Below are 25,991 nucleotides of genomic sequence, written 5' to 3'. Positions count from 1 at the left end.
AATCCCCGTTGTTTTTATATAATTTATTTAGGAGATTATAATGCCTGCATTTGTTGATAGAGCAAGAATATTTGTAAAAAGCGGAAAAGGCGGAGATGGCCACGTATCCTTCAGAAGAGAAAAATTTGTTGCCAATGGTGGTCCCGATGGCGGAGACGGCGGAAAAGGTGGAGATGTTATTGTTAAAGTTGATCTTGGAATCAATACTCTCTCAGATTTCCATTATGGCGGCAAATATAAAGCAGAAAACGGTGAAGATGGCGGAAAGAGAAGATGTCACGGCAAACAAGGCTCTGATATCATTATTAAGGTCCCCCAGGGTACAGTAATTAAAGAAGCTGAGAGCGGTAAAGTCATTGTCGATATGTCCGGCGAAACCACAGAGTTTGTTTTACTTAAAGGTGGTCGCGGCGGTAATGGTAATATGCATTATGCAACCAGTACAATGCAGGCGCCGAGATATGCTCAGCCCGGCCAACCCTCCAAAGAACTTGAAATATTACTTGAGCTGAAAATGATAGCAGATGTAGGACTTGTTGGTTTCCCCAATGTTGGTAAATCGACGTTTTTAACAAAAGTATCTAACGCTAAGCCCAAAGTAGCAAACTATCATTTCACAACATTAACCCCTATTCTGGGTGTTGTAAGTTTAAATGATGCAAGAGGCTTTGTTGTAGCAGATATTCCCGGACTTATCGAAGGCGCAGCCGATGGAGCAGGTCTCGGACATGAATTTTTGCGCCACATTGAGCGTACAAGGATGATGATTCATGTTGTAGATGCTGCAGGAACAGAAGGGCGGGATCCCTTTGAAGATATAGAAGCCATAAATAATGAACTTGCCAAATACAATGCCGATATTACCAAGAAAACACAGGTAATAGCAGCAAATAAGATTGACATGCTTCCTGATGGAGAAGACTCTGAGATAATTCAAAAACTCAGAGAAAAATTTGAGCCACAGGGTGTAAAGGTATTTGCAACGTCAACGTTAACTGGCAAAGGCATTAATGAACTGCTATACTATATAAGTAGAGAACTTGACAAACTTGGTGATGATACTGTCGTATTTGAAAGTGAGTATGATCCCGAGGTTGAACTCAAGGTAGAAAATGAGTCCTTCACTGTTGAATATGATTCAAACTCTAAGGAATATGTAATAGAAGGACCAAAGATTGAAAAAATGCTTGGATATACTAACCTTGATTCCGAAAAAGGTTTTGCATTTTTCCAGAATTTCCTTGTTGAGACAGGTATTCTCGATAAACTTGAAGAACTTGGTATACAGGAAGGTGATACCGTCAGAATGTACGGTAACAGTTTTGATTATTACAGAAATGCAGATACCGGCGATAATTCAGTCATGAATAATGTCGAAATGCAAGATGATGATATAGATATTGATATGGAGGACAATGATGAATTTAACGAGTAAACAGCGCGCTTACTTAAAAGGATTAGCCATGAATCTGGAGCCTGTTTTTCAGATTGGCAAGTCAGCAGTAACTCCCGAAGTAACTGAAGCAGTTTCCGAATGTTTTAATAATAAAGAGCTTATAAAGGGTTCCATTTTAAAGAATTGTACAGATGATGTTAAAGAGGTGGCAAATACTGTTGCTGACAGAACCAGATCAACACTCGTTCAGGTAATCGGCCGCAAATTTGTGTTATACAAGCCTTTTCATGAAAATCCTGAAATCAAGCTTCCTAAATAAGTAATATGTATTAAAATTTGGCCCTGTTATCATAAAGGCTACAATACTAAAAACAATTTTACAGCGAGGTTATTACTATGGCAGGCAGAAAAATCGGAATATTAGGCGGAACATTTGATCCTATTCATCATGTTCATCTTATTCTTGGCGAAGCAGCAAGAGAGCAGTTTTGCCTGGACAGGATTATCTTTATACCCAGTGGGTGTTCATATATGAAAGATACCTCTTCCATAACTCCCGGTGAGCTTAGATATCAGATGGTTAAGCTTGCAATTGAAAATAATCCTTATTTTACCTGCTCTCGAATTGAGATTGATCGTGAAGGTAATAGTTATACTATTGATACCTTACGTGAGCTTAAGAAGATGTATCCCGGTGATGAGATATATCTGATACTCGGCGGTGATACTTTCAGATCAATTGAAAGCTGGTATGAAAGTGAAGAGATTTTCAAAAACTGCATTATTCTGGCTGCTGTAAGAGACAATATGTCTATAGAAGATATGGATAAGCAAAGACGCCATCTGCACGATACATATGGTGCTGATGTCAGAATTCTCTCATTTAAGAATCTTGATTTATCAAGCAGCGACATCAGAGCTCGTATGAAAACCGGCAGATCGGTAAGATATCTTCTTCCGGATTCTGTTATTGAGTTTGCATGCCTGAAGAATATATTCAATGGAATCCCCGTAGATAATGATACCGATGATGTAAAAATATATAATGGTTGATTCATTACCTGAAATTACATTATGAAGATTATTGATATTTCACACAAATTCCGAAAAGAAATGAAGCTTGTACTAAATGCGGATCGTTTTGACCACACATTGGGAGTAGCGTATACAGCAGCAAATATGGCCGCTGTACATGATGTTTCTATTGAAAAGGCTCTTATTGCAGGATATTTACATGACTGCGCTAAAAATCTCGATCATGAAGAGCAAATTAAAATCTGCAAAAAGTACGAAGTTGATATTTCCGAAGTAGAAAGAAGAAATCCGTCACTTATTCATGCTAAAGCAGGTATGTGTTTGGCAGAGCACAGATATGGTATCGATGACAAAGAGATTTTATCAGCTATAAGGTGGCATACTACCGGACACCCGGGAATGACGGACCTTGAAAAAATCGTATTCATCGCAGATTTTATAGAACCGAACAGAAAACCGCTTGAACATATGAGCGAAATTCGTAAAGAAGCATATAAAAATCTCGACAAATGTATGCTTTATATATTAAGGGACACGCTTAACTATTTAAAAAACATTGATAAAGAATGCGATCCCATGACGCAGGACACTTATGATTATTATTTAAAAAAGGGCAGGATGAACAATGAGTGAACACACAATTGAAAATTCAAAAAATATTGTCAAGATAGCTGTTGAGGCTATAGAAAATACAAAGGGCTCCGATATTGAAATTATCGATATCAGTGAAGTTTCATCACTTGGTGATTATTTCATAGTTGCAAGTGGTTCAAACAGGTCTCAGATCCAGGCTATGGCTGATAAAGTTGAAGAGGCCCTTGGCAGAGCAGGCTATGAGAAAAAGGATGTAGAAGGTTATGAGAGTGCTTTTTGGATTCTTCAGGACTTCGGAGACATAATTGTTCACATATTTGATCAGGAAAACAGATTATTCTATGATCTTGAAAGAATATGGAGAGACGGAAAGCATATTACTAAAGATGAGCTGTAATTAGTTAAGGAGTAGATATTTATGAAAATATCTACTCCTTCTTTTTTATCAATATTAAATGATCTAATCGAGGATTTGGCATTTATAAATACAAATCAAAAATATCAATAAAGCCTTAAAACGCCAAATACTCTGCCAAGAATCTCGCAATCATCGACAATTATAGGTTCCATAGTATCGTTCTCAGGCTGAAGTCTTATATGTCCCTTTTCTTTATAAAAAGTTTTAACTGTTGCTGAATCATCTATAAGGGCAACTATCTGCTCACCATTCCTGGCTGTATCACAAGCTTCAACAAAAATATGATCCCCATTAAAAATGCCGGCATTTATCATAGAATCACCTTTAACATTTAGTATGAACATCTGTCCTTTAGGACACATCTCAGCCGGGATAGGGAAGTAGCTGTCAATATTCTGCTCTGCAAGAATAGGAGTTCCCGCAGCAACCTGACCGACAACAGGAATATTAACCATCTCAGTTCGAATCATATTGAATGAATCGTCACAAATTTCAATTGTACGAGGCTTGGTAGGATCTCTTTTTATATATCCGTTTTTCTCAAGTGTTTCAAGATGAGAGTGGACAGAAGATGTTGATTTCAGATGTACTGTCTCACAAATTTCTCTTACTGTCGGCGGATAGCCTTTCTCCAGAATCTTATCCTTGATAAAATCCAATATTTCTTGCTGTTTTGCACTAATTCTTCTTTTTTCCATGATAATCCTCCATAAAAATTCAGAACCTATGTTCAGTTTAGCATAAAAAAAGAATTATAGCAAACATATATTCGCTGTACGTTTTATTGGACAGGGGATGGATTATTATGAATACATAAAGAAATTGAATTAATCACAAAACACCCACATTACTGTGAGTGTCCTGCGATTTTCTTATGAGGGGGAGATAGTGTGATTTCGTCCATCAACTATCTTGATTAAATAATACTTTATAAATATGAACAAAATATGAACTCAAACGAATGATTTCTTTAAGATTATTTTGTTCTCAATTTTAGAACAAATGTGCGAATTTATTGTTGACAAAAGAATAAATGTTCGATATATTTATTACAGAACAACTGTTCGTAACGTTTGTTCGCATTCGGAGGTAACAAGATGAGAGAAGTGGTTGTTGGTGGTAAAACTTATAGTTATTCAGAGAACTGTGAGAAGAGCTTTGTTCGTTCCATGAATAATAAGAAGAGAAGAGAGATACAGCTTCGCAGAAGAGTTGTTACATTTTGTGTTTCTGTTTCTGTAATCATTTTCCTTGCTCTCATTCTTTCATTCTCATTTAAATCTGACGCAAGTAGCAGTGATGATCATCAGCAATATCGTTATTATTCTTCCGTATCAATAGCTTCCGGTGATTCAGTATATTCGATAGCTGAGAAATATATGGACGACCTTCATTACAGAGATATCAATGAACTTGCTCATGACATCGCTTCAATCAACAGAATATCGACAAATACTGATCTTGTAGCAGGTTCTAAAATATTTGTTCCTTATTATGATGATTTCATAAAATAAAAAAAAAAATCGGAAACTACATTTTAAATAATAGTATCCATAAATACAGTATAAAATATATAACTTTTGCCAATAGCATTTTACGCTCATATATTGCATTATTATTGAAGATAATATTGTTTAATTTTATGGAGGTAACTTATGCTATTCCAACTTTATGGCTCAAGTGCTGCGTCACAACTCATTGGATGGGTTCTTGTCTTCACGGGCCTTATTCTTATGAACGAGATTGGTAGAAGAACAAAAGCCGGCGGTATCCTGGTTTTTGTAATTATCCCTACAATCCTCACAGTTTATTTTATTGTAGCACATCTTGGTATGTTTGGAGGTGCGAGCAATCCTACAGTAGCTTATATGGACGGTTGGTTCCATTATTTCAAACTTTACGCTGCTGATATAGGATGTGTAGGCTTCATGATGATCAAGTACAAGTGGGGCATTGGCAAAGAAAAATGGTTTGCCTGGTTCCCTTGGTTCATCGTTGCAGCTAACATCATGATCGCAAATGTTTCTGATATGGAGTCAGCTCTTGCTGCATTTAATATCACAGGTAACCTTTCCGGTGCATGGTGGGCATCTAACGAAGGTGTATTCATCTACGGTGGATGGTGGAACGTTGTTAACGCTCTTGCAGGTATGATCAATATCTTCTGTATGACAGGTGTTGTTCATCTTTACACGTCTAAAGACAGAAATAAGTCAGATATGCTCTGGCCTGATATGACCGTTTGGTTTATCCTTGCTTATGATGTATGGAACTTTGAATATACATACCTAAATCTTCCTACACACACCTGGTATTGCGGCGTTGCACTTCTTCTTGCACCTACTTTTGCAAATGCATTTTGGAACAAGGGTGCATGGATTCAGAACAGAGCTAATACACTTGCTATCTGGTGCATGTGGGCTCAGGTAGTTCCCGGATTCCAGCTTTGGAGTAAGTTTGCGGCAGCACTTCCTACAGTATACGGTGGTGCTACAGCTAATAACATTACTACAATTGATCTTTATTCAAAGGCAATTGAGCTTTACAATTCAGGAGCAGGTAAAACAGCACAGGCAGGAGAAATCATTTCATCTATGGGCATTACCGCAGATCCCAGAATGCAGGGATTTGTTGCTATTCTCTCAATAACAATCAATGTTATTTGCATAGCAGAGATTATTAAGAGAGCAGTAAAACTTGGTAAGAATCCTTACTCAAATAATGTATTTGAAGATACTAAGGATTTCCAGCTTGCTATGGATCGTGCTGAGAAGGCGTAAATATTTATATCGCGCTTATAATTGAGGTTTTTTATGCACGAACTTGGTGTAGTATTTCATATTATTGATGATCTTAAAGAGGTCGCAGAAGAAAACAAAATTGAAAAAATTGAGAAGGTTACAATTGAACTTGGTGAAGTTTCAACCGTAATTCCTCACTTTTTGACTGACTGTTGGAAGTGGGCTTCAGAGAAGCAGGATTTTATTAAAAATACAGAACTTTTAATCGAAACAATTCCTGCGATAACTGAGTGTCAGGATTGCAAGAAGCAATATGGAACCGTTGCCCACGGAAGAATATGTCCCTTTTGCGGCAGTGAACACACATATCTTGTACAGGGTAATGAATTTCTAATAAAAGAAATTGAAGTACAGGAATGATTGCAAAATTAATATATTTTAACGAAAAACTCAGCTTATATCCCTGATATAAGTTGAGTTTTTTTAATCTATTGCGTATTTTGTATTTTTTTCTTATACATTTTTAATGACAACATAGGATTTTTATTATAAAATATATGCATGTTGCATAATACAAAACTAGGTAAGGGGGTATTCATAGCCATGGCAACTAAGGAGAAGAGAAATGTTATTGTTGGACAGTCAGGAGGACCTACAGCTGCAATCAATTCCTCACTTGCAGGTGTTTATCGTACAGCTATAGATCGTGGATACAAGAAGGTTTACGGAATGATCCATGGTGTTCAGGGTCTTATGGAAGGTCGTTATGTTGATCTTGCAGAGCACATTAAGACAGGTCTTGATGCTGAGCTCTTAAAGAGAACACCTTCGGCTTATCTTGGCTCATGTCGTTATAAGCTTCCGGAAATATTCGAAAGCAAAGAGACATATGAGAAGATTTTCCAGATACTGACTGATTTGGAAATCGATTGCTTTATTTATATCGGTGGTAATGACTCAATGGATACCATCAAAAAGCTTTCCGATTATGCAATTATTTCGGGATCCACAGTAAGATTTGTAGGATGTCCCAAAACAATTGATAATGACCTTGCACTTACTGATCACACACCCGGATATGGCTCTGCAGCAAAGTACATCGGTACTTCCGTAAAAGAGATTATTCGTGATGGTTGGAGTCTTGAGACCGAGCATGGTCAGGTTGTTATCGTTGAAATCATGGGTAGAAACGCCGGCTGGCTTACAGGTTCAGCTGCTCTTTCAAGAGGAGAGGACTGTGATGGTCCTGATGCAATCTATCTTCCCGAGCTTCCTTTTGACGTTAAGAAGTTCATAGATAAAGTCAGAAAACTCCTTAAAGAGAAAGCCAACGTTGTTATTGCAATCTCTGAGGGTATTCATGATAAAGATGGTAAATATATCAGCGAGTATGACAACGGCGTTGAATATGTAGACGCATTTGGACATAAGCAGCTTACAGGTACTGCAAGATATCTTTGCACAGTTCTTTCAACAGAAATCGGTTGTAAAACAAGAGCTATTGAACTTTCAACTCTTCAGAGAGCTGCAAGCCACTGTGCTTCACGTGTGGATATTCTTGAAGCATATGAGGTTGGCGGTGCTGCCATGAAGGCTGCTGATGAAGGTGACAGCGGTAAGATGGTTGTTATCGAGAGACTTTCAGATGATCCTTATCAGGCAGGAACAGAGGTTAAGGATGTTCATAAGATTGCAAATGATGAACGTCTTGTTCCCAGAGAATGGATTAATAAAGAAGGTACATATGTAACTGATGAGTTTATTACTTATGTTCGTCCTCTTATCCAGGGTGATGTTGGACCGATCATGGTAGATGGTATTCCGAGACATCTTTTCGTACCCGGATTCCAGGAACTCTTATAATATCTTCAATATTGACAATAATCTGTGTTACACCACTGTTATTGGGGGAGGGAGTTGCCTAATATTAGGCAACTCCTTTTTATAATTAATCGGATAATTTGCATAAAAGATATATTATTTCAATATATTTTGCTAAATTTGTACTTTAATTATGCACAATTTGATATAATATATATATAAAAGGAAACTTGTTTTTGAAGGGAGATTAATTATGTGGACAAATTCACTACTTAAACAAAACGGTAAGCTCAACATGAAAAAGAACTACTGGTATTGTGTTGTAGCTTCAGTAGTGCTTGGCATTTGCGTAGGCGGAAGCTCAGGCGGATCAGCTTATAACAGTACCCAGAATAGTGCCAGCTCAAGCGGATCATGGATTTCCGAAATTGATCCCGCAATTATAACAGCAATTTTGGGAGCTGCAGGAATAGCTATTATTATCGGTATCATTATTAAGATTGCTTTATTCAACCCCCTTGAAGTAGGATGCCAGAAGTTCTTTATAATGAACCGCGTTGAGCCCAAGGCTGAACTTGGCTATATAGCATTTGGTCTTAAGAATAACTGGAAGAATGTTGTAAAGACCATGTTTCTTACTCATTTATTTCAGGCTCTGTGGACTTTATTGTTTATTATCCCCGGAATTATAAAAGGCTATTCATACAGGCTCGTTCCATATATCATGGCTGAAAATCCTGATATGGACTCCAATGATGCCATTACACTTTCAAGATCTATGATGAATGGTCAAAAAATGAATGCATTTATTTATGATCTTTCCTTCCTTGGCTGGATAATTTTAACACTCTTTACATGCGGTATACTTGGTATTTTCTATGTTGGCCCTTATAAAGCATGTTCGGATGCAGAGCTTTATACAGCAATTAAAGAGAATTATAATCCGCAGAATACAGTATTACAGTAAAAGCTTAAGATAATATTAATTTTTCTGGCCTGTACTTTTGTGCAGGCCATTTTAGTGCGATAATATTATATATATTTATTTTGGGAACTATTATGAACACAAGAATTAAAAGATACTTTTTTTTAATATTTCTATTTTGGGGATTCTTTTTTGCATGCCCTTTTTCAGACAATCTGAGTACATCACTACATGTCAGTGCCGCCAGTGATAACAAGCTGTATGTCGGATCAAACGCCAGATATTTCACTAAGACTGTTCTTCCTAATGAAGAATTCAAAATTACGGTTTATGACAATCGTCAAAAGCTCAGCACAAAAGGCTTAAAATTTAAATCGAGTAAACCATCTGTTGCAACAATAGATAAAAATGGAAATATCGTTGCTCATAACCTGGGAACCACAACAATACAGATTAAGAGAAACCATCATCTTTTTGCCACTTTAACCGTTAAAGTAAAAGAAAGCATCCCAAGAATTCTGTTTATAGGTGATTCACGTTCGGTTTATATGTTCAATGTAAAAAACAATGAATTGTGCGGTGATGTCAGGAATGGAATGTTTGTTTATGCCAGAAGCGGAGCTCAGCATGATTACATAGACGAGGTCCTTAACGAAGTTGATCCCGATTCTTATGATGTAGTCGTTTCATGGATGGGGGCTAATGACAGAGGTAATTTTGGAGTTTATCGCAAATATTATAACGAACTACTAAAAATGAAAAAGAAGCTTATTCTATGTACTGTTGGTCCCGTAAAGGATGCATATCTTGATGAAATAGGTCTTATATGTTTTACAAACAATTTAATGGTACATTATAACAAAGGCCTGAAAAAATGGGCCAAGAAAAATCATGTAGCAACAATCGATTTATATAATTATATAGTAAAAAAGAATTTGAGAGTTGATACAAGAGACGGTGTTCATTATCTTCCACGTCCCACTAAGAGTATTTGGAAATTTATTTTAAAGAAATTACCAAATTTATAATAGCTATTTACTTCCACATGCCATAAAATGGTATGTGGAATTTTTATACATATAAAATTCCTATTTATACAAAATATATAATGATTTAGGAGATGAGAAGATGAACTATTCAGAAGAGTCACTGCGTCTGCATGGAGAATGGAAGGGTAAGATTGAAGTTGTTTCAAGAGTAAAAGTTGAAAATAAAGAAGATCTTTCACTTGCTTATACTCCAGGAGTTGCCCAGCCCTGTCTTGAAATCCAGAAGGATTACGAAAAATCCTACACCCTTACAAGACGTCATAATCTCGTAGCTGTTATAACAGATGGTACAGCTGTTCTTGGTCTCGGGGATATCGGTCCTGAAGCAGGAATGCCTGTTATGGAGGGTAAATGTGCTCTTTTTAAGGAATTTGCGGATGTTGATGCTTTTCCTATCTGTATCAGAAGCAAGGATGTCGATGAAATAGTTCGTACTGTTTATCTTATTTCAGGTTCTTTTGGCGGTATTAATCTCGAGGATATCGCAGCACCGAGATGTTTCGAAATTGAGAAGAAATTAAAGGAGCTCTGTGACATTCCCGTATTCCATGATGACCAGCATGGAACAGCAGTGGTTGTTGGTGCAGCGCTTATCAATGCACTGCGAGTCGTAGGTAAAGAAATCTCTGATGCAAAAGTGGTAATCAACGGCGCAGGTTCCGCAGGTATTGCTATTGGTAAACACCTTCTTAATCTTGGTATAAAACACCTGAAAATGGTTGACAGAAACGGCATTCTCTGTGAAGGCGTCGAGATGAATTCAGCCCAGGCAGAGATGGCAGATATTACAAATCCCGAGAAATTCAGCGGAAAGCTTGCAGACGCAATGGAAGGTGCTGATGTATTTATCGGCGTCAGTGCTCCTCATATAGTCTCAAAGGATATGATTAAGTCCATGAATGAAAAAGCTATTGTTTTTCCTATGGCAAATCCTGTTCCTGAGATTGAGCCTGAGGAAGCGCTTGAAGCCGGTGCAGCAGTTGTCGGCACAGGCAGAAGTGATCATCCCAATCAGATTAACAACGTTCTTTGTTTCCCCGGTCTTTTCCGCGGAGCACTGGATGTACGGGCAAAGGACATAACCGAAGAGATGAAACAGGCTGCATCCTATGCACTTGCTAATCTTGTATCATCTGATGAATTAAACGAAAAATACATTCTTCCGCTTGCTTTTGATAAGAGAGTGGGACCTGCCGTTGCTGAGGCTGTAGCAAAAGCTGCAAGAGAATGCGGAGTAGCAAGAATATAAAACCAAAAATACAAAACGGTCCGAAGTATAATAATACTTCGGGCCGTTTTTTCTTAAAGTAAAAAGTTATAAATTATATAATTCTGTGTATTTTTCTTCCAGGTAATCCAGGAAATCATCAGCTGTAAGTGTTCTTCCCGTGATTTCTTTTATCCATTCAGAAGGAGAAAGACGGTCTGCTTTCTTAAACACATTTTCAGCCATCCAATTATTCAGTGTCCTAAAATCGCCTTTAGAAACCAAACTATTTATGTCGATTTCATTTTTCATACGATTGTAGTACATAGCATTATACATATTACCGATAGCATAAGCAGGGAAATATCCAAAGCCAAAGGTCCAGTGAACATCCTGAAGTACGCCTTCCCTGTCATTTTCAGGCTCAATTCCAAGGTATTCTTTATATTTTTCATTCCATACCTTTGGAACATCATCTATAGAAAGAGTACCTTCAAAAAGTGCCTTTTCGATTTCATAACGGATTATTACATGGAAGGTATAAGTGAGCTCATCTGCTTCAGTTCTGATAAGGGATGGCTCAACAATGTTTAGTGCTTCATATAATTCGTTTTCGGAAACATCCTTCATAACCTGAGGGAATACTTCACACACTTTAGGATAAATGAGACTTACAAATTCCTTTGAACGGCCAATTCTGTTCTCATATAACCTTGATACAGACTCATGCATTCCCATTGTCTTTCCACCATTTATAAAGTGTTCGTGGTTTTCTTCGGGAACAAGCATTTCAAAGAGAGCATGACCACCCTCGTGTATTATTGAATACATGCTTCCAATAAAGTAATTGGGGTAGTAGTGAGTAGTAACACGTACATCATCCTTACCAAGTCCGTTTGTAAACGGATGCTCAGAAGTTGTAAATGCACCTCTTTCAAGATCAAAATCAATTGTTTCAAGAAGCCATTTTGCTATATTTGCCTGCTGCTCGTCGGTAACCTCTATATCCAAAAAATCTCTTCTGATATTCTTTTTACTCTTCATAATCTTTTCAAGAAGAGGAAGCAATCTTTCCTTGCACTTTCCAAAGCATTCATCCAAAACATCGGTTGTAATATCACGTTCGTAATCATCAAGAAGCTGGTTATATACCGAACCTCCGGCACTAATATCCCTTAATTTGATTATTTCCTTGTTCATCTCAAAGACATTTTTAAATGATTCCCTGAACATGGAAAAATCGGATGCTTCCCTTGCTTTGGACCAGTCAACAAAGGCCTTATTGTAAACTAGTGAAATCTCCATATTCTTCTCGGGGGTTATGTTTTTTTCTTTGATGTATGTTCTGTGAAGCTGATCTGCTAAAGCAGCATCCCATTCAGTAAGTTCGTCCTTGTGTTCATAGAGATATTCCGCAGCTTCAGTGAACTTCTCATCTTTAGCGATTTTGAATGCCTGATTACTGAGAAAAGCCGATACCTCACCCTGAGTCTCCATTCCCTTAACGGGGCATATTGTTTCCTGATCATAGGATAAAATTCTGCATGCATGATTATACGTCTCGATTTCTTTAGACGCATTAAGAATATAATTTAATTTTTCCTGTGTTTCCTTTGTCATATTCGTTCTCTCTTTCTGAAAATAATAATATTTATTGTATATCACCTTATGTTAACCTTCAATAAGGATAACTTTTACAAAAAGAATGAAAAATATTTGTCAAATCATGAAGAAATTAATATCTGAATTGATATTTTTTATTGTGTTTTTTGAGTTTTCTCTATATATAATTGCATTTATAAAGTTAACGCTTTAAAACTTCAAAGGAGGAAAGTGTATGAGAAAGTTAATTGGTGTTATGACCGCCACCGTTATGCTCTCTACAATGCTTATGGCTTGTGGTAATAGCGGCGCTGCTACTATCGAGACTGTAGAAGAGGATACTGCACAGACAGAGACCGCTGCAGATACTAATGAAGATGCAGCAAATGATGAAACAGCTGATGCTGAAACATCAGAGGAAGCTACAGAGGAAGCTTCCGGAGATTACCATATTGGTATTGCAACAGGATCTGTATCCCAGTCTGAGGATGACAGAAGAGGTGCTGAGGCATTTCAGGCAAAGTACGGAGAGGACAGAGTTATTCTTGCAACCTATCCCGACAACTTCACTGAAGAGCTTGAGACAACTATCCAGACAATCGTAAATCTTTCAGATGATGCTGATATGAAGGCTATCATCGTAAACCAGGCTATTCCCGGAACAACAGAAGCATTCCGTCAGATTAAGGAGAGAAGACCTGACATCATTTGTATCGCAGGTGAGTCTCACGAGGATCTTCCTGAAATCGGAAGTGCCGCTGATCTTGTATGTAACAACGACTTCGTTGCTCGCGGATATCTTATCATCCGTACAGCACACGAGCTTGGATGTGATACATTTGTTCACATTTCATTCCCTCGTCATCTGTCCTATGAGACAATGAGCCGTCGTGTTGCTATTATGAAGGCTGCTTGTGAAGAGTTCGGCATGGAATTCGTTATGGAGTCAGCTCCCGATCCGACAACAGACGTAGGTGTTCCCGGAGCACAGGCTTACATTGCAGAGCACGTTCCGGAGTGGGTTGAAAAGTACGGTCAGAATTCTGCATATTTCTGTACAAATGATGCTCACACAGAGCCCCTTCTCAGAGGACTTCTTGAGAACGGTGGTTACTTCATCGAAGCAGACCTTCCTTCACCTCTTATGGGATATCCCGGAGCACTTGGTCTTGACCTCACAGAAGAGGCAGGAGACTTTGAGAAGATCCTTGCTAAGGTTGAGAGCGCAGTTGTAGAAAAAGGCGGCGCAGGCAGATTCGGAACATGGGCTTATTCTTATGGCTACACTGTTTCAGCAGGTCTTGCACAGCATGCTATGAATGTAATCGATGGCAAGAGCGAACTCACAAATATCGATGATATTTCAAAGGCATACGAAGTATTTTCACCCGGTGCAGCATGGAATGGTTCCAACTACACCAACGCAGATACAGGCGTTAAGGCAGACAACACCTTCCTGATCTACCAGGATACATACATCATGGGTGATCCAGGAAAATACATGGGTTCAACCGAGGTTGAGGTTCCTGAGAAGTACTTCACAACAAAATAAGATTTACCTTATGTGGGGAGATGCTTTTTATCTCCCCATATTTTGAGGTATGGAAAGGTTTTAAATAATGGGTAAAGCACCACTACTTGAAATGAAAAACATAAAAAAGGACTTCTTTGGCAATCAGGTCCTTACCGACATCAACCTTACCTTGAATGAGGGCGAGGTAATAGGTCTTTGCGGAGAAAACGGTGCCGGAAAATCCACACTAATGAAAATTCTGTTTGGAGCAGATTCCATACGTGAAACAGGCGGATATGGCGGAGATATTATTTTGAACGGTGAAAAGGTTTCATTTCAGTCCCCGTTTGATGCCATTGCCGCAGGTATTGGAATGGTACATCAGGAATTTTCACTTATTCCCGGATTTACGGCTACAGAAAACATTTTATTAAACAGAGAATCAAAGAAAACAAGTGTTCTTTCACAGCTTTTCAGTGACCGTATGGATACACTGGATCGTAAGGATATGGATACACGCGCCGATGAAGCTATTCAGAAAATGGGCGTTAATATAGATAAAAACATGCTTACTTCAAACATGCCTGTAGGCCATAAGCAGTTTACAGAGATTGCAAGAGAGCTTTCAAAGGAGCAGTTAAAGCTTCTTATTCTTGACGAACCCACTGCGGTTTTGACAGAAAAAGAGGCGGAAGCTCTTCTTGATTCTATCCGAGGCATGTCTAAAAGAGGTATTGCTGTTATTTTCATAACACACAGACTTGGAGAAATTCTCTCGGTATGTGACAGAGTCATTACCATGCGTGATGGCTATGTAGTTAACGAATCCGCAACAAAGGAAACAAGTGTTGCTGATATCACTAAATGGATGGTCGGCCGTGACGTAGCGGGTTCCGATGCCAATTATGTTACCGAAGATCTCGGAGCTGACAAGAAGATCGTTATGTCTATCAGAAAGCTTTGGGTTGATATGCCTGGTGAAACCGTGCGAAATGTCAATCTTGACGTCAGAGAGGGCGAAATTTTAGGTATCGGCGGCCTTGCAGGTCAGGGTAAGCTTGGTATTCCGAACGGTGTTATGGGACTATATCAGGCCGGAGGAACCGTTACTTTCGAAGGCAATGATATTCCCTTAAATAATCCGAGAAAATGTCTTGATTCTTCATTTGCTTTTGTATCAGAGGATAGAAGAGGAGTCGGTCTTCTTTTAGACGAATCCCTAGAGTGGAATATTTCTTTCCCTGCAATGCAGATTCAGGACAAGTTTTTGAAAAAATATCTCGGAGGCATGATTAAATGGAGAGATGACTCCGCAATTAAAGCAGTCACCGACAAATACATTGATGAACTTAAAATTAAGTGCACAAGCTCAACTCAGAAAGCAAAAGAGCTTTCAGGTGGTAATCAGCAGAAGGTATGTCTTGCAAAAGCCTTTGCTCTTGAACCTAAGCTGCTTTTTGTAAGCGAACCTACAAGAGGTATCGATGTAGGTGCAAAATCACTGGTGCTTGATGCTTTGAAAAAGTTCAATAAAGAAAAAGGCGTAACAATTGTCATGGTATCCTCCGAGCTGGAAGAGCTTAGAAGAACCTGTGACAGAATAGCGATCGTTTCAGGCGGAAAGGTTGCAGGTATACTCCCTGCAGGTGAACAGCTTGAAAAATTCGGCGAGCTTATGCTGCAAAACTGTTAAGGAGTAATACGTGATGAGTGAACAGACAACTACGATCACATTTAAAGATAGGGCAAGAAGCATAGCCAAGGATTTCGGCCTTCCGAGACTTATTATTACCGGTTTTCTTGTACTTTTACTTATTGTTTCGCCCTTTGTGGGAGCTGATCTACCCACACAGATTTCAAATATTATTAACCGCTTTAGCTGGAACGGAATTCTTGTACTGGCAATGGTACCTATGGTTCATTCCGGTTGCGGACTGAATTTCGGCCTTCCTCTTGGAATTATTTCCGGACTTCTTGGTGCAACACTTTCAATAGAGCTTGGGTTTACGGGAACTATGTCATTCTTCATGGCAATTCTTCTTGCAACACCCTTTGCTCTGGTATTCGGAAGTGTTTACGGTTGGCTACTTAACAAAATTAAGGGTGGAGAGATGATGATTGCAACATATGTTGGATTTTCATCAGTTTCTCTTATGTGTATGATGTGGCTTCTTCTTCCTTACCACAGTCCCAACATGGTATGGGGTATGGCAGGCAAAGGCCTCAGAACTACAATTTCCCTTGAAGGTTACTATACTCAGGCTCTTGCAAAGATTCTTCAGATCAATATAGGTAATCTTTCAATACCTACGGGAGCCCTTATTTTCTTTGCGCTTCTTGCTTTCCTTATGTGGGCTTTCCTTCATACAAAGACAGGAACCGCTATGACTGCAGTTGGTTCAAATCCTGAATTTGCCAGATCTGCAGGAATTAATGTAAACAAAATAAGACTTATTTCCGTTGTAATGTCCACCTGGCTTGCAGCTATAGGCATTCTTGTTTATGAGCAGGGATTTGGCTTTATTCAGCTCTATATGGCACCTTTTTACATGGCGCTTCCTGCTGTATCCGCAATCCTTATAGGTGGCGCATCCGTTAATAAAGCTTCAATTATGAACGTTATTATCGGAACAATCCTTTTCCAGGGTATTGTAACAATGACACCTACAGTAATGAACAATATGATTCATCTTGATATGAGTGAGGTTATCAGAATAATTGTTTCCAACGGTATGATTCTGTATGCACTTACAAGAAAAACGGAGGGAGCAAAATGAGTAAAAATAGTTTAGGCGATTACCTCAGAAGGTTTTCAGTACCTCTTATGTTTCTTCTTATATGTGCGGTATGTGCGCCGATTTCAGGACTTTCTCCGAGCTATCTGGCAAATGAGATTGTTACCAGAATGGGAAGAAATGCATTTTTGATCCTTAGCCTTCTTATTCCGATTATGGCCGGAATGGGTCTTAACTTTTCAATGACTCTGGGAGCTATGGCAGGAGAGATTGGTCTTATACTTGTATGTGATTGGCAGATTGTCGGAATCCCCGGTATGGTACTTGCCATGATCATTTCAATCCCGATTTCTGCACTGCTTGGTCTTTTCTGCGGAAAAGTGCTCAATATGGCTAAAGGCCGTGAGATGATCACGAGTTATATTATAAGTTTCTTTATCAACGGTATTTACCAGCTTGTTGTACTTTACCTTATGGGACCTGTTATTCCAATTAAGCATGGTACAATCAAGCTTCCCAGAGGTTATGGTGTCAGAAACACAGTATCTCTTTTATCCATGAGACAAAAGCTTGATAACCTTATTCCTCTTACCATTGCAGGAGTAAAGATTCCTGTCGCAACTTTCATTATCGTGTTTTTATTATGCCTTGTTATCATCTGGTTCAGAAAGACTAAGCTTGGTCAGGATATGAGAGCAGTCGGACAGGATATGGAAGTAGCAAGAGATGCCGGAATAGATGTTGAGCGTACCAGAATTATATCAATGGTTCTTTCTACAGTATTTGCAGGCATTGGTATGATCATCTATCTCCAGAATATGGGTAATATTGCAACCTACAGCTCACATTCACAGATTGGTATGTTCTGTATTGCAGCACTCCTTGTCGGAGGTGCTTCTGTAGATAAAGCATCTATCGGAAATGTATTCCTTGGAATAATACTTTTCCACACAATGTTTATCGTTGCTCCTAAGGCTGGAACTGTTATTACAGGCGATTCCATGATAGGAGAGTATTTCCGCGTATTTGTTTCCTATGCGGTTATTACAGTTGCACTTATAATGTATGAGACAAATAAGAGAAAGAATAAATCAAAAGAGAGCCAACAGCTTGCTTTGTCTCAGGAGGAGGAAGTAAATGGATAAATCAAAGAAAAAAGTCCTGATATATCGCATTATAGCTCTTGTAGTCCTCGTCCTGATTGCAGCAGCCATGTTTATAATCGGCAGAGGACATACAGTATATTTTGATAATAAACCACTTGAATATGGTGGAAAAACAATAGACGAAGTTCCTTATAAGATAGATGTCCTCGTAAACGGCGAAAAGGTAGCATCTATTAAAGAGGGCGAACGTGGTATGGTTGATACCATGGGACAAAACTTCAATATGCAGCTTCTTGTAACCAAGGAAAAAGATGGTAAAACCTCCAAGATTCAGGTAGGACTTCCTTTGCCATATAATATGGACGGAATTATATTAAACCTTCCGGCAATGCTTGCAGGATTACCGCAGGATGCATATATTTCAGAATTTATTCCGACACCATCAGCTGCAGAACTTGAAGATGAAGAAGTTGTAACTGATGAAACCGAAGGACTTATGGATTTCGGTGAATAAATTCCAATAGCATAATTAAATCAAAAGAGACAAGATCAAAATGATTTTGTCTCTTTTATAATGCATGTGTTTTTCACGATAGTAGTTGTAATATGTGCATTTTGGTGTGTAGATATAAAATAATATCATTGCAGAAAATTCCGGTTTAATGTAATTCCTTATCACCAAATTCGCTTTGAAGCTGCATTAGTTCGTTTACTATAGGATTCTCATTATCAAAGTATTTTACATATCCATGCAAGGATTTTGCCTTTTGCTTTAATGTTTTGGAATGACTCCAAATAAATATTACGGATTTACCTTTTCCGTTTTTTGCTTCCTGAATCAAATTGGCGGCAGCGCTGTTTCCGTCAAAGGCAACTACCATGGAGGGTCTTCGTTCAAATATCTCGTAATTGAAGCTTTTATATATCCCCATTCCTTCAGCTTCAGGGGAAACACGTATATACACACCTGCATCCTTTAATTTATCACGTTCACTCTTTGTGATTAGCATAGGAACTACGGCATAAATTCTAAATCCTTTTGAATTGTGATCAATTAAATATTTTTCATATCCTGAAAGCTTATGGCCTATTATAAAACAAACTTCATCGGGATTCATGAATTTTAATAAAGCATCAAGTTGTTTTTTTCCGTCCGGGGTGATATTTGTCGCACGTTTTTCGGTATTAAAACTGCCACCCAAAAGAACAACAGGAAAACGATCCCAGGTAATTTCACTAATTTCATCCATAAGCTCTTTATTTGCATCAAATCTTTTTACTTTTCTTGAAGAAGACTTTGTTATTCTTACAGTCTTCATCTTTTCAAGCAAAAATTCCTCCATATCACGATTTTTCAGCATTGAAATAAAAGCAGCCTTTTTATCGGAATAAGCTATCTGCCCCTCTTCTATTATGCCTGTTTCCGCGTCTTTCATGAGTTTTAGTTCATCATCCGTAAGTTCAAGCATTTTCTTTAAAGAAAGCTGTTCATCAATCGAACTGGTACCGTACAGAGCCGCCCCGTCTGTACCCTGTACACATCTGATTCCCTGTTTTAAATAATACTTAAGCGGATGATCTTTGAGCGAGTTCAGGTTATTTAGACGAACATTACTTGTAAGCTGGAATTCCAGAACTATATTATTCTCTTTTAGCTGTTTTATTACTTCACGTCCTTTTTTAGACCGTGGTGAGTAGGTATAAAGGCCGTGTCCAAGCCTCATTCTGGGCATAGACTGCCCCGGAAGAAGGCAATCCTTAACACAATTAATGCTATGTGAAATATTATCCTTCAAGCTGTCATTTTCTCCTGCATGGACCCTTATAACGAAAGACGGATCAATAGCGGCAAACTTTACAAGCTCTCGAAATACAGGCTTAAGGGTGATAATATCGTTTATTTCTTCTCCGACAAAGTCGCAGCCTGCAACATAAGGATCAAGGAATGTGCCTCTGAGGACCTCCAAATTTTGTTCAAGATAATCGGCAGGAGTTATTGCGTCTTTTACAATTGTAAGCGGAATTCTTCTCATAGCAGCAAGAAATCTTATCATTACGCCTGTTTCCTGATAAATCTTAGGCATCACATCATGGACTTCCTTGAGCATTTCTACGGATTCATATTTCTTAACAAGTGTCGTATCGCTTATTTCCGCATAACAAACACCTTGTTTTTTATAGTTTCTTGCAATCCAAAGCAGCTTATCCTGAAAAATAGTATTTGATGTATAATCAGGATTTTCCTTGTCCTTTAGCATCTGCTTCACATGAACCTTTACATCCTCATCAGGAATCTGGTCTATATTGCCCAATCTGATCTTATCTTCACTTTCCTTTGCTTTACAAAAAACATATCTGTAAAGATAAACCTTCTCAAGATTAGTAAAAACGGCCTGTCCATCCTTTATAACCGCAAGAGAACCGCGTATCTTTACTATATTCATTTCTGCATTATCAAGGTTATTTAAAATAAGATCAGCAAAATTAATAAAAGTATTATCATTAATTCTTCTGTCCAAGTACTTTCCTTCAAGTCCCGAAGAGATAAACTGCCTTGCAACTTTACTTCTTTGTGCATTTAACTTATCCCATTGTTCATTGGTAAGTTTTAAATCAAGCTTTTTTACATAATACAAAGGGTATCTTATCTGATGGTAAATTCCCAGTGCAATTAAGATATCCCCGGGCAGATTGCCATTCATATGTGTGTGAAGATCAGCCCTGAATTTAAGTTCTTTATTTACATAGGTTTTGAAAATTGTTTTAGAAAGATCAAGCTGGTAGTTTTTTGTCTGACTCATGAGAGTCTTGGCTATAGCCGGAATTGTAGCCTTTAGATCAACACGGCCATCAGGGAAAATATCGGCAATTTCAATGTCTCCAAGGCTGAAAATATAAGACTCACAGTTATCTGCATCTACAAAGCACGGAACTTCACCCTCAATGACAAATAAACCTTCCTCATTTTGAGTAAGAGGCAATTTGCATATTGATGCAAGATTCCTGATCAGGTTCCCTGTATGATGATTCGGAGTGGACAATACATAATAAAGTCTGTCCAAGTCCTTATAGAGACTTACAATTATATCCTTTTCTGCATCAAGAAAAAAACAGGTGAAATAAGTCATTAAACATCCCTCATATTAAGATAAGACAAGTATATTGATGAATATTATTCAATTATGAAAGTTCATCAAGCGTTTTACCATAAGGCTCGAGGAAATCATCCATGAAGTCCAAGACCTCCGGTAATTCTCTTTTTAATTTATTCAGAGATTTCAGTGTGCTCTTTTCAGCCGTCTTAAATTCACTGTTACCCGCATTCTTTTCCTCAATACATTTAATAAATGCAGATAGTTTATCTGCGGCTTTTACAAGCTTTCTCATATAAAGCTCATCTTCGCCTTCCTGAGTTTTAAATATCTTCTCAAATGATGGCTGGAGATCTTCAGGAAGCTTATGTAAGAGCTGCACATCAGCAATTGCTTCTACCTGTTTATATGCGGTCTTAAGCTCTTCATTGTAATATTTTACCGGAGTCGGCATATCACCGGTAATAATCTCCGAAGCATCATGATAAAGCCCTATCAGAGCCGCCTTCTCCGCATTTAGATTTCTTCCATATCTTACATTTCCAATAACGCAAAGAGCATGCGCAATCATAGCAACTTCAAGGGAGTGTTCGCATAGATTCTCCTGCCTTGAGTTACGCATAAGCGCCCATCTTTCGATATATTTCATCCTGGAGATAATAGCGAAAAAATTGTAAGCCATATTTTGATATCAAAAAGGAGCAAACAGCAAAAAGTCTGCTCCTTTAATCCTTTCATAAGTCTGTAAAATAAGATTAAACCGGTTAGTCTCTGTTTTCAAAATCCTGAACAAACTGACAAATCAGATCAACTGTGCCATCTATACCCAGAACGCTGCTGTTTATTGTAAGATCATAAGTATCGGATCTTCCCCATTTCTTTGAGGAATAATAATTATAGTAACTTTGTCTCTGTTTATCTTTTTTAAGCATCATCTCGAGTGCTTTATCTTTATTGGTAACATCCGGATATCGCTCCATCAGACGGGCAATCTTATCATCCTCATCACCGTGTATAAAGATATTTAAAACGTTTTTATACTCCGAAAGCGCATAATCGGCACATCTTCCGACAATTACGCAAGGGCCTTCGTCAGCAATTTTCTTGATGGTATCAAATTGTGCAAGAAAAATCTTATGGCTGATAGGCATGTCAACAAAACTGGAGGAATTATATCCAAATGAATACGTATCCATGACAAGATTATATAGGAATGATGTGGTCGGCCTCTCATCGTGATCCTGAATCATTTCCTGCGCAAAGCCACTCTCAGAAGCCGCTCTGGTCAAAAGTTCTTTATCATAACACTTAATACCGAAGCGTTCAGCTACCTTTCCACCAATTTCACGTCCGCCTGAACCAAATTGTCTGCCTATTGTTATGATTGTATTCATAATAAAACCTCCATTTAAAAGATTTCATATATTTGAATACATTATACCATAATTGTATGCCGGTAATTAAGAAAAAAGTGGGAAATTCAGCTTAATATTTCAAGCAGATGCTGAAAATAATCCGGCAATGGCGCATCGGTTTCAATATAATCTCCGGACACAGGATGCTTGAATCCAAGTGTTTTGGCATGAAGACATTGTCCCTGAAGCTTGAATTTGCTTTTAAAGGATGGCCCATATACAGTATCTCCCAATAAAGGGTGTCCGATATGCGCCATATGAACCCTTATCTGATGAGTTCTTCCTGTTTCAAGATGACATTCAACATATGTCATTTTGTCCTTTTCAAAACGCTTTAAAACTTTATAATGAGTAACTGCTGTTTTTCCCTGTCCCTCAGGTACTATACTCATCTTTTTTCGGTCAGATACAGATCTTCCTATATTACCTGTGATTGTCCCCTCATCATCTTTAATAATCCCGTGACACAAAGCATGATATACACGATTGATGCTGTGTTCTTTTAATTGATCAGCAATAGCCCTGTGCGCAATATCATTTTTGCATATTATTACAGATCCCGTAGTATCCTTATCTATTCTGTGAACAATACCGGGTCTCATCACGCCGTTAATTCCGGAAAGATCATCTCCAAGGTAATACATAAGTGCATTAACAAGAGTCCCTGTATAGTGTCCGGCTGCAGGATGAACAACCATATCTTTCGGTTTATTTACAACAAGAACGTCCTTGTCTTCATATATTATTTCAAGCGGTATGTTTTCCGGCTCAATATCGGGAATAATGGACTTTGGAATCTCCATTTCAAGTATATCGCCCTCAGATACAGAAAAACTTGCTTTCACAGGTTTTCCGTTGACAAAAACTTTCTGATCCTTTATGAGTTTTTGGATATAACTTCTGGACATAGAATCAGAGAGAGAGCTCATAACCTTATCAACTCTCTCTCCGTCATTATCCTCTCCGGCCATGTATTTTACTCTGTTTTCTTTATCAAAAGTATCCGTCATTTTAACTCCCTGTACTTTTTCTGCTGTTTAAAGCTAAGAAAATCAAAGTCCTTCTCCTTATAATAAAACAGGAAAAGAATAATAAATAAAATAGTGGAAACAGTGACATATATATCAGCCACATTAAAAATAGGGAAATTAATGATCACAAACGAAATAAAATCAACAACATACTCATTTCTAATTCTGTCAATCATATTCCCGGCAGCGCCACTTGCAATCATTACCAGTATTATCTGTAGTATAGTATATTTCTTTTCAAGGGGAAGCTGAAAAAGAACATATCCTATAACCAAAATTATCATTACCGCAATCATAACAAAAAATATTTTTTGGTTCTGCAGAATTCCGAAAGCGGCACCATGATTCTTCAAAAATGTAAGTTCAAGTACCCCTTTTATAATTACAAAGGATTCCTTCCCCTGCAACTTTTCGACCGCAAGAAATTTCGTAAACTGGTCAAGTGCAACAAGAAGAATCATTGATATCAAATCAACAATAAGGCATATTTTTTTTCTTGTAGTAATCTTATTCATAAAATGCTCCAAATATTATTCAAAGTCGTCCGTCCAGGTAATTTCCTTTAATGCTTCTCTAACCTCATCATCTGTAACAGATGGATCAATGACAGCTTTTCCAACTTTTTTTAAAAGGATAAATTTAATTGTATTTCCATCTGCTTTTTTATCAGAATGCATGAGTTCAATAACTTTTTCAGCATCAATATCAGTTACTGAAATGGGGAGTCCAAACGGAACAAACATGTCTCTTATCTCATAATACTCTTCCATCGAAAGCATCTGCCTCTTCCAGGAAATAAAAGCTGCAGCCACACAGCCAAGTGCTACGCATTCTCCATGAAAAAGTGTAAAGTCCTTATATTTTTCTATAGCATGGCCAATTGTATGTCCAAAATTAAGAAGTGCTCTATCACCTTTTTCAGTAGGGTCTTTTTCAACCACAGCTCTCTTAATTGAACAGCTCTTTTTGATCATAGACATGAGCGTTTCAGGATCTTTTTCCTCTATCTCATACATGTTATCTATTAACCACATGTAGAAATCGGAGTCTTTTATCAGACCATGCTTCATAACCTCTGCAAATCCCGAAGCAAACTGCTCACCGGGTAAAGAATTAAGAACGCTGACGTTCATATATACAAGTTTAGGCATATAGAAAGCGCCCACCATATTTTTATAGCCTTTAAAATCAACTCCTGTCTTACCGCCTATGCTACTGTCCGTCTGAGCAAGAAGCGTTGTAGGAATCTGGATAAACGCAATACCCCTGAGATACGTTGCAGCAGTGTATCCGACCATATCGCCTACAACACCGCCTCCAAGGGCAACTATAAGATCATGCCTGTCAAAATGGTTATCAATAAGTACCTGATATATTTTTTCAATCTCTGAAAGATTTTTGTTCTCTTCACCTGCCGGAATGGCATATACAACTGTTGTAGGAGAAACTGTCTCCAGGCACTCCTTTATCTGTTCTGCATATAGCTTCTCAACATTTGTATCAGTTATTATAGCAATCTTTCTTCCGGAAAAACCAAGCCCTGATATTCGTTCAGCCAATCCTTCAAAGCTGTCATCCAAAACTATGTCATAACATGGTTCATTATTATATTGTACATTCAAAACTTCTGACATACTTAAGTCCTCACAAAAAGGCAGAAGCAAAAAGCTTCTGCCTCAAAAAATCATTTATAAAATTACATCTGCTGAGGTCCGATGCTACCAAGTGAGCCCTCATAAGCTCCACCTAATATATCCTGAAAATCACCCGATATATCTACACTTGCAGGTGTAACAATAAATATATATCTGGAAATCTTCTGAAGATTACCGTTTATTGCAAAACAAGAACCTGAAGTAAAATCAATAATTCTCTGCGCAAGTTCAACATCTATTCCCTCAAGGTTAAGTACAACAGTACGATTATTAAGGAGGGTCTCTGTAATCTCACGTGCATCCTCTATAGAGGTGGGTTTAACAACACATACCTCCATGCCGCCAACACCTCTGTTTCTTGATGGAACAGGTCTTGGTGCAGCAACAGGTTTCTTTGTAAGTCTCTCCTCATTTATCTCGATTGAAGGATCATCTTTACCTAAAGAGCTAGCTTTATGTATAGGCTCTATCGGGCTATCATAATAAGCATCATCATCCTGATCGTAGTAACCACTTTCATCATCCCCATTCAGCTTCATAGCTGACAAAAACTTATCCATTACACTCATGTGATATACTCCTAATCCCCAAATAATTCTATGTAACTAATTTGGTATAATTATTACCTATTAATAGATACATATATACAACTATTA

The 25,991-nt window shown here is 38.0% G+C and carries 26 protein-coding genes; 17 read left to right on the top strand and 9 right to left on the bottom strand.

Annotation, left to right across the window (positions count from 1 at the left end):
- The first annotated feature begins 40 nt into the window (after nt 1–40).
- The 5 genes from obgE (at nt 41) to rsfS (ending at nt 3,422) form a co-directional block, all read left to right on the top strand.
- On the top strand, nt 41–1,435 hold the full coding sequence (obgE, locus tag G630_RS20255) for a GTPase ObgE (protein WP_044958386.1): 1,395 nt from the start codon (nt 41–43) through the stop codon (nt 1,433–1,435).
- Nucleotides 1,419–1,715, top strand: a complete 297-nt coding sequence (gene yhbY / locus G630_RS0101435; RefSeq protein WP_022759967.1) for a ribosome assembly RNA-binding protein YhbY — start codon at nt 1,419–1,421, stop codon at nt 1,713–1,715. The genes obgE and yhbY overlap by 17 nt, the downstream gene beginning before the upstream one ends.
- A 77-nt stretch (nt 1,716–1,792) precedes the next feature.
- Nucleotides 1,793–2,449: a nicotinate-nucleotide adenylyltransferase gene (gene nadD, locus G630_RS20250; protein WP_022759968.1), complete on the top strand. Its 657-nt coding sequence runs from the start codon at nt 1,793–1,795 to the stop codon at nt 2,447–2,449.
- Between the two features lie 60 nt (nt 2,450–2,509).
- Entirely contained in the window at nt 2,510–3,064 is a 555-nt protein-coding gene (gene yqeK, locus G630_RS0101425) for a bis(5'-nucleosyl)-tetraphosphatase (symmetrical) YqeK (RefSeq protein ID WP_242829882.1), read from the top strand.
- Entirely contained in the window at nt 3,057–3,422 is a 366-nt protein-coding gene (gene rsfS / locus G630_RS0101420; protein WP_026497509.1) for a ribosome silencing factor, read from the top strand. The genes yqeK and rsfS overlap by 8 nt, the downstream gene beginning before the upstream one ends.
- Before the next feature lie 104 nt (nt 3,423–3,526).
- Here rsfS and lexA read toward each other — a convergent pair whose 3' ends face one another.
- Nucleotides 3,527–4,141 (bottom strand): transcriptional repressor LexA, encoded by a 615-nt coding sequence (lexA, locus tag G630_RS0101415; RefSeq protein WP_022759971.1) that lies wholly within the window; start codon nt 4,139–4,141, stop codon nt 3,527–3,529.
- Nucleotides 4,142–4,540: 399 nt separating this feature from the next.
- Here lexA and G630_RS0101410 point away from each other — a divergent pair, with 399 nt between their 5' ends.
- The 7 genes from G630_RS0101410 (at nt 4,541) to G630_RS0101380 (ending at nt 11,228) form a co-directional block, all read left to right on the top strand.
- Nucleotides 4,541–4,957: a LysM peptidoglycan-binding domain-containing protein gene (locus G630_RS0101410; protein WP_026497508.1), complete on the top strand. Its 417-nt coding sequence runs from the start codon at nt 4,541–4,543 to the stop codon at nt 4,955–4,957.
- A gap of 141 nt (nt 4,958–5,098) precedes the next feature.
- Nucleotides 5,099–6,223 carry a DUF5692 family protein gene (locus tag G630_RS0101405; protein WP_026497507.1) on the top strand — a complete coding sequence of 375 codons (1,125 nt, stop codon included), beginning with the start codon at nt 5,099–5,101 and terminating at the stop codon, nt 6,221–6,223.
- A gap of 33 nt (nt 6,224–6,256) precedes the next feature.
- Nucleotides 6,257–6,604, top strand: a complete 348-nt coding sequence (locus tag G630_RS0101400; protein ID WP_026497506.1) for a hydrogenase maturation nickel metallochaperone HypA — start codon at nt 6,257–6,259, stop codon at nt 6,602–6,604.
- Nucleotides 6,605–6,787: 183 nt separating this feature from the next.
- Nucleotides 6,788–8,047 (top strand): 6-phosphofructokinase, encoded by a 1,260-nt coding sequence (locus G630_RS0101395; protein WP_022759975.1) that lies wholly within the window; start codon nt 6,788–6,790, stop codon nt 8,045–8,047.
- 211 nt (nt 8,048–8,258) lie between these two features.
- Nucleotides 8,259–8,972 carry a DUF975 family protein gene (locus G630_RS0101390; protein ID WP_026497505.1) on the top strand — a complete coding sequence of 238 codons (714 nt, stop codon included), beginning with the start codon at nt 8,259–8,261 and terminating at the stop codon, nt 8,970–8,972.
- A gap of 92 nt (nt 8,973–9,064) precedes the next feature.
- Nucleotides 9,065–9,958 carry an Ig-like domain-containing protein gene (locus tag G630_RS0101385; protein ID WP_026497504.1) on the top strand — a complete coding sequence of 298 codons (894 nt, stop codon included), beginning with the start codon at nt 9,065–9,067 and terminating at the stop codon, nt 9,956–9,958.
- Nucleotides 9,959–10,058: 100 nt separating this feature from the next.
- A complete protein-coding gene (locus G630_RS0101380; protein WP_026497503.1) occupies nt 10,059–11,228 on the top strand; it encodes an NAD(P)-dependent malic enzyme in 1,170 nt (389 codons plus the stop codon).
- 66 nt (nt 11,229–11,294) lie between these two features.
- On the opposite strand, the gene G630_RS0101375 is transcribed toward G630_RS0101380, so the two are convergent.
- Nucleotides 11,295–12,806, bottom strand: coding sequence for a carboxypeptidase M32 (locus G630_RS0101375; RefSeq protein ID WP_022759979.1), 1,512 nt, complete (start codon nt 12,804–12,806; stop codon nt 11,295–11,297).
- Between the two features lie 217 nt (nt 12,807–13,023).
- Between G630_RS0101375 and G630_RS0101370 the strand changes: the two genes are divergently transcribed.
- The 5 genes from G630_RS0101370 (at nt 13,024) to G630_RS0101350 (ending at nt 18,656) form a co-directional block, all read left to right on the top strand.
- The gene (locus G630_RS0101370) at nt 13,024–14,340 is read left to right on the top strand and encodes a DUF3798 domain-containing protein (protein WP_026497502.1); all 1,317 of its coding nucleotides are present in this window, start codon (nt 13,024–13,026) and stop codon (nt 14,338–14,340) included.
- Nucleotides 14,341–14,407: 67 nt separating this feature from the next.
- Nucleotides 14,408–15,994: a sugar ABC transporter ATP-binding protein gene (locus tag G630_RS0101365; protein WP_026497501.1), complete on the top strand. Its 1,587-nt coding sequence runs from the start codon at nt 14,408–14,410 to the stop codon at nt 15,992–15,994.
- 13 nt (nt 15,995–16,007) lie between these two features.
- The gene (locus G630_RS0101360) at nt 16,008–17,078 is read left to right on the top strand and encodes an ABC transporter permease (RefSeq protein WP_026497500.1); all 1,071 of its coding nucleotides are present in this window, start codon (nt 16,008–16,010) and stop codon (nt 17,076–17,078) included.
- The gene (locus G630_RS0101355; RefSeq protein ID WP_022759983.1) at nt 17,075–18,181 is read left to right on the top strand and encodes an ABC transporter permease; all 1,107 of its coding nucleotides are present in this window, start codon (nt 17,075–17,077) and stop codon (nt 18,179–18,181) included. The genes G630_RS0101360 and G630_RS0101355 overlap by 4 nt, the downstream gene beginning before the upstream one ends.
- Nucleotides 18,174–18,656 (top strand): DUF6672 family protein, encoded by a 483-nt coding sequence (locus G630_RS0101350; protein ID WP_022759984.1) that lies wholly within the window; start codon nt 18,174–18,176, stop codon nt 18,654–18,656. Before G630_RS0101355 ends, G630_RS0101350 begins: the two co-directional genes overlap by 8 nt.
- Nucleotides 18,657–18,801: 145 nt before the next feature.
- Here G630_RS0101350 and G630_RS20245 read toward each other — a convergent pair whose 3' ends face one another.
- The 7 genes from G630_RS20245 to G630_RS20240 all read right to left on the bottom strand — a co-directional run bounded on the left by G630_RS20245 (nt 18,802) and on the right by G630_RS20240 (nt 25,904).
- Nucleotides 18,802–21,270, bottom strand: a complete 2,469-nt coding sequence (locus G630_RS20245) for an adenosine deaminase (RefSeq protein WP_044958384.1) — start codon at nt 21,268–21,270, stop codon at nt 18,802–18,804.
- 52 nt (nt 21,271–21,322) lie between these two features.
- Nucleotides 21,323–21,916: a 5'-deoxynucleotidase gene (gene yfbR, locus G630_RS0101340; protein ID WP_026497499.1), complete on the bottom strand. Its 594-nt coding sequence runs from the start codon at nt 21,914–21,916 to the stop codon at nt 21,323–21,325.
- An 82-nt stretch (nt 21,917–21,998) separates the two neighbouring features.
- Nucleotides 21,999–22,628, bottom strand: a complete 630-nt coding sequence (locus tag G630_RS0101335; RefSeq protein WP_026497498.1) for a cytidylate kinase-like family protein — start codon at nt 22,626–22,628, stop codon at nt 21,999–22,001.
- An 86-nt stretch (nt 22,629–22,714) separates the two neighbouring features.
- Nucleotides 22,715–23,659: an RluA family pseudouridine synthase gene (locus tag G630_RS0101330; RefSeq protein WP_026497497.1), complete on the bottom strand. Its 945-nt coding sequence runs from the start codon at nt 23,657–23,659 to the stop codon at nt 22,715–22,717.
- Nucleotides 23,656–24,195 (bottom strand): signal peptidase II, encoded by a 540-nt coding sequence (lspA, locus tag G630_RS0101325; RefSeq protein ID WP_022759989.1) that lies wholly within the window; start codon nt 24,193–24,195, stop codon nt 23,656–23,658. Before lspA ends, G630_RS0101330 begins: the two co-directional genes overlap by 4 nt.
- Before the next feature lie 15 nt (nt 24,196–24,210).
- Nucleotides 24,211–25,314 (bottom strand): 3-dehydroquinate synthase, encoded by a 1,104-nt coding sequence (gene aroB, locus G630_RS0101320; protein WP_026497495.1) that lies wholly within the window; start codon nt 25,312–25,314, stop codon nt 24,211–24,213.
- 62 nt (nt 25,315–25,376) lie between these two features.
- Nucleotides 25,377–25,904: a cell division protein SepF gene (locus G630_RS20240; protein WP_022759991.1), complete on the bottom strand. Its 528-nt coding sequence runs from the start codon at nt 25,902–25,904 to the stop codon at nt 25,377–25,379.
- Nucleotides 25,905–25,991 lie beyond the last annotated feature (87 nt).

This window comes from Butyrivibrio sp. WCD2001 (genome assembly GCF_000424485.1).
GTDB lineage: Bacteria > Bacillota > Clostridia > Lachnospirales > Lachnospiraceae > Butyrivibrio.
This window is presented reverse-complemented; position numbering and strand designations above follow the sequence as displayed.